We start from the raw sequence: 6,116 nt of genomic DNA, 5'->3' as shown, positions 1-6,116 counted from the left end.
CCCAACCGAGCACACCGCCAACACGAACATCCCCGGCATTCGTGCGACAGCCTGTACTCTGCCGTTCCACCACAGGATGTTCGAGTCGATCGGCTGGAGCGTCGAGATCCTCGACGGCGTGCCCATCTGGACACCGCCCGCATGGATTGATCCAGACCGATTGCCGATGCGAAATACCGCGCGGCACATGGCCGACTTCGACTTCACCCACCTGGCGACCGCGGCCGGCTGAGCGACGCTGCCCCGAATTCAGCGCGCAGGGGCGCCTGGTTGGCCGGAGGTGGGATCGTAGGCGGCTGTCTCGTGCGGCTGCGGCGTTAGCCTGCCGGGATGTCCGATGTCGTGACCGAGGCACGCCCCGTTCGGTGTCCGCCCGATATGGAGGGTAAGAATGAGCGCGCTGCTCGGGCCGGCCGAAATCCGGGCACTAGCGACGCGTCTCGGCATTCGGCCGACTAAGGCGCTGGGCCAGAACTTCCTGCACGACCCGAACACCATTCGGCGCATCGTGCGCACCGCCGCGCTGTCAGCGGGGGAGCGGGTGCTCGAGATCGGCCCGGGCCTCGGCTCATTGACCCTCGGTCTGCTCGAGGCGGGGCACCCGGTCACCGCAGTTGAGATCGACCCCGTCCTCGCGCAAGCGTTGCCGGTGACCGTCGCCGAGCGGCTGCCGGACGCGGCGCTCTCGGCGCTGACGGTGCTCGCCGCCGACGCGCTGCAGATCGAGACCGTGCCGGACGCGCCTACCGCGTTGGTCGCCAATCTGCCGTACAACGTGGCCGTGCCGGTGGTGCTGCACTTGCTGGCGGCGGTGCCGTCGTTGCGGCACGGGCTGGTGATGGTCCAGTCCGAAGTGGCGGATCGCTTGGTCGCGCCGCCGGGCTCGCGGGTGTACGGCGTGCCGAGCGTCAAGGCCGCCTGGTTTGCGGCGGCGACCCGCGCGGGGGCGGTGCCCCGTGCGGTGTTCTGGCCGACCCCCAACGTGGACTCCGGTCTCGTCCGGCTCGCCCGGCGCGAGCCACCGCCGACGATCGCATCCCGGCAGCAGGTGTTCGCGCTCGTCGACGCGGCGTTCGCGCAACGCCGCAAGACCCTCCGCGCGGCGCTCGCCGGGTGGGCCGGTTCTCCGAGCGGAGCCGAGCAGGCGCTGCGTGCGGCCGGCGTCGACCCGTCCGCGCGCGGCGAGACCCTCGACGTCACGGTCTTCGCGCGCCTCGCCGAGCACCGGCCGACGACCAGTGCGTGATGTACTGCCGATCATGACGAGTCCGGAAAGACTGGCCGCAGTCGACCACATCCTCACCACGACCCGCGCGGTGCGCAAACGATTCGATCTCGACCGGACCGTCGAGCCGGAGGTCGTGCTCGACTGCATCCGGATCGCGCAGCAGGCGCCCACCGGCAGCAACTCGCAGGGCTGGCGGTTCGTCGTCGTCACCGACGCCGGGCTGCGCGACCGGCTCGGCGAGCTGTACCGCGAGGGCGCCGGGGACTACTTCGACCGCGCGCTCGAGCAGGCCCGCGACGACCAGGCCCGCCGCGTCCACGAGTCGGCCGCCTACCTCGCCGCGAATATCCAGCGGGTGCCCGTGCACGTCATCCCGTGCGTCTACGGCCGGCCGAGCGAGGACCCGGCGAACGCCGCCGGCCTGTTCGGCTCGATCCTGCCGGCAACGTGGTCGCTGATGCTGGCGCTGCGCGCCCGCGGGCTCGGCAGCGTGTGGACGACGCTGCACCTCAACCGCGCAAAGGAGACCGCGGAACTGCTCGGCATCCCGGACGGCGTCACGCAGGCCGGCCTCGTCCCCGTCGGGTACTACACCGGGACGGACTTCCGGCCGGCCGCACGCCGGCCGGTCGAGGAAATCACGTACTGGAACGGCTGGAAGCGATCACGGGCAGGTGGGACGTCGTGAGCGGTCCGGACGAGCCGGTCGACCTCGGCAAACAGGGGGCGCACCGGCCGGACGAACCGGCCGCTGGGTCCGGTTATCCGCCGCCTGGTTATGCGCCGCCTGGTTATCCGGCTGCTGGTTATCCGCCGCCTGGTTATCCGCCGCCTGGTTATGCGCCGCCGGGTTATCCGGCTGCTGGTTATCCGCCGCCCGGTTATCCGGCTGCCGGTTATGCGCCGCCCGGTTATCCGCCGCCGGGTTATCCGGCTGCCGGCTATCCCACGCAGCCCGCCGGCGGCTACGCGTACTCCCCGCCGCCCTACGCGAACCCCGGCCAGCCGGGCTGGGCGCCGTTGCCGAAGCCCACTGGCTGGCTCGTGGTCAGTTGGCTGTTCTTATGGCCGCTCGGCCTGTACTCGCTGCTCTCGGCCTGGCAGAATATCGATCCCGCCTACTTCGCCGGAGACCTGCCCCGGGCGCAGTACCAGGCCGGCCGGGTGCGCAAGCACGGAATCATCGCGCTGTGCGTCGGCCTGGGTTGGATCGTGTTGTTCATCGTCGTGGTGTCCGTGTCGGCAAGCGTGTCGACCAGCTATTCCTTCACGCCCTGAGGGCCCTCACGCCCGGCGGTGAAAGAGGCTGTTTCCGGCCGGCCCCACGGTGAACACCGGCCTCGTCCGACTCGTCCGAGCCGTCCCGCGCGAGTCACCGACGACGACCGCATCCCGGCAACAGATGTTTGCGCGTCGAGCGTTTGCGCAACGCCGCCAGGCCCTTGCACGCGGACCCGGTTTGCAGTGGTCAAACGGCGTACGGTCTCTCCTATTGTCAGTCCCGATCCGCACGTCGACCCTGCAGCTCGTTATGGAGCCCCCGCCGTGACCAATCCTGATTTCTCGGAGAACCCGCACGATCAGGCGCCGCGGCCCAACTACGGCGGGGCCTCTCAGCCCGGGTATCCGCAAGCCTCCCATCCGCAGCCGGGGCCCCATCCGCAGCCGGGGTCCTATCCGCAGGCCTACCCTCAGTCCGGGTATCCGCAGCCGGGGTCCTACCCGCAGCCGGGGTCCTATCCGCAGCCGGGGTACGGCCAGCAGCCCTACGGCTACCCCGCGCCCTACCCCGGACAGGTCGTCGTGACGACTGCGCCCGGCAACGGCCTGGGTGTTGCCGGATTCGTGACAGGCCTGCTAGGCCTTCTATTCTGCTGGGTGCCGTTCTTCGGTCTCATCCTTGGCGTGCTGGGCATAGTCCTTGGCGGCGCCGGGATATCGAGCGGCAAGCGGAACGGGTCTAGCACTGGCCTTGCGGTGGCCGGTCTTATCCTCGGGATCATCTCCTTGATCCCGGCAATTATCGTCATCGCAGCGCTGAACTCCATCTAGACACGGGGTCGCCGAGTCGTCCTCGTCCTGGACCCGGTGCTCTGGGTGTCGGACACGGCGACCGTTGAGGCCCTGCCTCCACACCACGCGCTGACCAAACTGGTCAACGCCTAGGGTTTCGTCACGACCGGCCGTGGAACAGGCTGGTGACCGAGCCGTCCTCGAACACCGCCCGGATCGCCTTGGCCAGCAGCGGCGCGATGGACAACACGGTCAGCTTGTCGAACAGCTGCTCCGGCCGGATGGGCAGCGTGTTGGTGACGATCACTTCGCTGACCTTGCTGTTCTTCAGCCGGTCGGTCGCCGGCTCGGAGAACACCCCGTGGGTCGCGACGACGACGATGTCGACCGCACCCTCGGCGAACAGCAGATCCGCCGCCTTGGTGATCGATCCGGCGGTGTCGATCATGTCGTCGACCAGCAGGCAGCGGCGACCGGCGACATCGCCGACGACTCGGTTGGCCACGACGTCGTTCGCCGCGTCGATGTTGCGGCTCTTGTGAATGAACGCGAGTTCCCGGCCGCCGAGCTCGTCGGCCCACTGCTCGGCGGTGCGCACCCGGCCGGTGTCCGGCGACACCACGACGAGATCCTCGGCGCCGTAGGTCGCGCGCACGTAGTCCGACAGCAGCGGCATCGCGAACAGGTGGTCGACCGGGCCGTCGAAGAAGCCCTGGATCTGCGCAGTGTGCAGGTCCACGGTCATTAGCCGGTCCGCCCCCGCGGTGTGGAACAGGTCGGCGACGAGCCGGGCGGAGATCGGTTCCCGGCCGCGGTGCTTCTTGTCCTGCCGGGCGTAGGGATAGAACGGCGCGACGACGGTGATCCGCTTGGCCGACGCGCGCTTCAACGCGTCGACCAGGATCAGGCTCTCCATCACCCACTCGTTGATCGGCGTGGTGTGCGACTGCACGACGAACGCGTCGGTGCCGCGGACCGAGTCGTTCGGGCGGATGAACAGCTCGCCGTTCGCGAACTCGCGGCGCGTCGTCGGGGTGACGGTCACGCCCAGGTAGTGCGCGATCTCGTCGGCGAGGTCGGGGAACGCGCCGCCGGACAGCAGGACCAGACTCTTGCGACCGGCCACCTCGAGTGTGGACATCAGGCCTCCGGTTCAGCGGGGTCGGTCGGTGCGGCAGGGTCGGTTGGTTCAGCGGGGTCGGTCTGTGCGGCGGGGTCGGACGCTTGGTTTCGCGCCAGCGCCAGCGCCCGCGCGGCAGCCTCGGCAGCCGGCGTCCCGGCTCGTCTCTTCTGCACCCAGCCTTCCACGTTGCGCTGCTGGCCGCGGGCGACGGCCAGCGCGCCGGCCGGCACGTCGTCGGTGATCACCGACCCGGCAGCGGTGTACGCGCCGTCGCCGATCTCGCGCGGCGCGATGATCATCGTGTCCGAACCGATCCGGACGTGGTCGCCCACGACGCTCGCGTGCTTGTCCACACCGTCGTAGTTGACGAACACGGTGGCCGCGCCGATGTTGCTGTGCGCGCCGATCGTGGCGTCCCCGACGTAGGACAGGTGCGGCACCTTGGACCCGACGCCCACCCGCGCGTTCTTCAGCTCGACATAGGTGCCGACGTGCGCGTCGTCATCGAGCACGGTGCCGGCGCGCAGGTAGGCGAACGGCCCGACGGTGGCCCGGGCGCCGATCACCGCCCCGATCGCCACGGCGCGCGTGACATTGGCGTCCGCGCCGACGACGGTGTCCGTGAGCGAGGTGTGCGGGCCAACGGTCGCGCCGGCGCCGACGACGGTGCGGCCGTGCAGGTCGACACCGGGCAGCAGCACCGCGTCCGGCTCGAGCCCGACGTCGGCGTCCACCCACGTGGTCGCCGGGTCGACGACCGTCACGCCGGCGCGCATGTGCGCGACGAGCAGCCGGTCGTTGTAGATCCGGTGCGCGGCAGCGAGCTGCACGCGATCGTTCACGCCGGCCGTCTCCTCGGCTGGCGCGCTGACCGCCGCGATGCGCCGGCCGTCGGCGCCGAGGATCGCGACGACGTCGGGCAGGTACTCCTCGCCCTGCGCGTTGTCGGTCGTCAGCCGGGTAACCGCCTCGCGCAGCAGCGTCTGGTCGAACGCGTAGACGCTGGTGGCGACCTCGCTGATCGCCCGCTGCTCGGCAGTGGCGTCCTTGTGCTCGACGACCTGCTCGACAGCGCCGTCCGGACCGCGGACGACGCGCCCGTAGCCCGCGGGCTCGGCGAGCACGCTGGTGAGCAAGGTGGCCGCCGCGCCGCTCGCCTCGTGGTCGGCGACCAGCTGCGCGAGGACGGCCGGCGTGAGCAGCGGCGCGTCGCCGGGCGCCACGACAACCGTGCCCGCCTCGTCCGGCAGAGCCGCCAGCGCCAGGCGAACCGCGTGCCCGGTGCCGTGTTGCTCGGCCTGCAGCACCGGCGTCGCGTCCGGAGCGATCTCGGCCAGATGCCGTTCAACCTCATCGCGACGGTGGCCGACGACGACGACGGTGCGCCGCGCCGCCAGCGGCGCCGCCGCGGCCACCACATGGCCCAGGAGCGAGCGGCCGGCAAAGCCGTGCAGCACCTTGGGCAAAGCGCGCGAGCGCATCCGGCTGCCCTCGCCGGCGGCGAGGATGATGATCGCGAACGGCGCTGCGGGCACGCGGTTCCCTTCACGTCGGCGCTGCACGACTTGGCTGGGCGGACTCTTGGCTGGGGGACTCGGACTCGAACCGAGACTGCAAGGCTCCAAAGGCCTGCGGGCTGCCGATTACCCCATCCCCCATCGACTGGCCAGCTTATTGCACCGGGTGTGGATGGCGGCGCAGTCGTTGTCGGGCTGCGGCGGCGTAAGTTACGCTCCCGTACCCCGGCCTTCG

Annotated in this window: 6 protein-coding genes, 1 tRNA gene and 1 pseudogene; 5 read left to right on the top strand and 3 right to left on the bottom strand. The window is 70.5% G+C overall.

Going from position 1 to position 6,116, the window contains the following annotated elements; translation table 11 throughout:
- The 5 genes and pseudogenes from ACFFBG_RS07480 to ACFFBG_RS07460 form a co-directional block, all read left to right on the top strand.
- Window positions 1–232, top strand: a pseudogene (locus ACFFBG_RS07480) (hypothetical protein); the annotation flags it as partial.
- Between the two features lie 159 nt (window positions 233–391).
- A complete protein-coding gene (gene rsmA, locus ACFFBG_RS07475) occupies window positions 392–1,246 on the top strand; it encodes a 16S rRNA (adenine(1518)-N(6)/adenine(1519)-N(6))-dimethyltransferase RsmA (protein WP_375477202.1) in 855 nt (284 codons plus the stop codon).
- A 13-nt stretch (window positions 1,247–1,259) separates the two neighbouring features.
- A complete protein-coding gene (locus ACFFBG_RS07470) occupies window positions 1,260–1,916 on the top strand; it encodes a nitroreductase family protein (protein ID WP_375477200.1) in 657 nt (218 codons plus the stop codon).
- Window positions 1,913–2,506 carry a hypothetical protein gene (locus ACFFBG_RS07465; protein WP_375477198.1) on the top strand — a complete coding sequence of 198 codons (594 nt, stop codon included), beginning with the start codon at window positions 1,913–1,915 and terminating at the stop codon, window positions 2,504–2,506. Before ACFFBG_RS07470 ends, ACFFBG_RS07465 begins: the two co-directional genes overlap by 4 nt.
- A 267-nt stretch (window positions 2,507–2,773) precedes the next feature.
- Entirely contained in the window at window positions 2,774–3,280 is a 507-nt protein-coding gene (locus ACFFBG_RS07460) for a hypothetical protein (protein WP_375477196.1), read from the top strand.
- 121 nt (window positions 3,281–3,401) lie between these two features.
- Here the strand turns inward: ACFFBG_RS07460 and ACFFBG_RS07455 are convergent, their stop codons facing one another.
- The 3 genes from ACFFBG_RS07455 to ACFFBG_RS07445 form a co-directional block, all read right to left on the bottom strand.
- Window positions 3,402–4,382, bottom strand: coding sequence for a ribose-phosphate diphosphokinase (locus tag ACFFBG_RS07455; RefSeq protein WP_375477194.1), 981 nt, complete (start codon window positions 4,380–4,382; stop codon window positions 3,402–3,404).
- Window positions 4,382–5,899: a bifunctional UDP-N-acetylglucosamine diphosphorylase/glucosamine-1-phosphate N-acetyltransferase GlmU gene (gene glmU, locus ACFFBG_RS07450; protein WP_375477192.1), complete on the bottom strand. Its 1,518-nt coding sequence runs from the start codon at window positions 5,897–5,899 to the stop codon at window positions 4,382–4,384. Before glmU ends, ACFFBG_RS07455 begins: the two co-directional genes overlap by 1 nt.
- 47 nt (window positions 5,900–5,946) lie before the next feature.
- A tRNA-Gln gene (locus tag ACFFBG_RS07445) sits at window positions 5,947–6,022 on the bottom strand.
- Between the last annotated feature and the right edge of the window lie 94 nt (window positions 6,023–6,116).

Source organism: uncultured Jatrophihabitans sp. (assembly GCF_964251945.1).
Taxonomy (GTDB): Bacteria; Actinomycetota; Actinomycetes; order Mycobacteriales; family Jatrophihabitantaceae; genus Jatrophihabitans.
This window is presented reverse-complemented; position numbering and strand designations above follow the sequence as displayed.

Excerpts from the sequence above, each read along its gene's own strand:
- ACFFBG_RS07470 (WP_375477200.1), top strand. The coding sequence starts at position 1,260 with ATGACGAGTCCGGAAAGACTGGCCGCAGTCGACCACATCCTCACCACG.
- rsmA (WP_375477202.1), top strand. The coding sequence starts at position 392 with ATGAGCGCGCTGCTCGGGCCGGCCGAAATCCGGGCACTAGCGACGCGT.
- ACFFBG_RS07455 (WP_375477194.1), bottom strand. The coding sequence starts at position 4,382 with ATGTCCACACTCGAGGTGGCCGGTCGCAAGAGTCTGGTCCTGCTGTCC.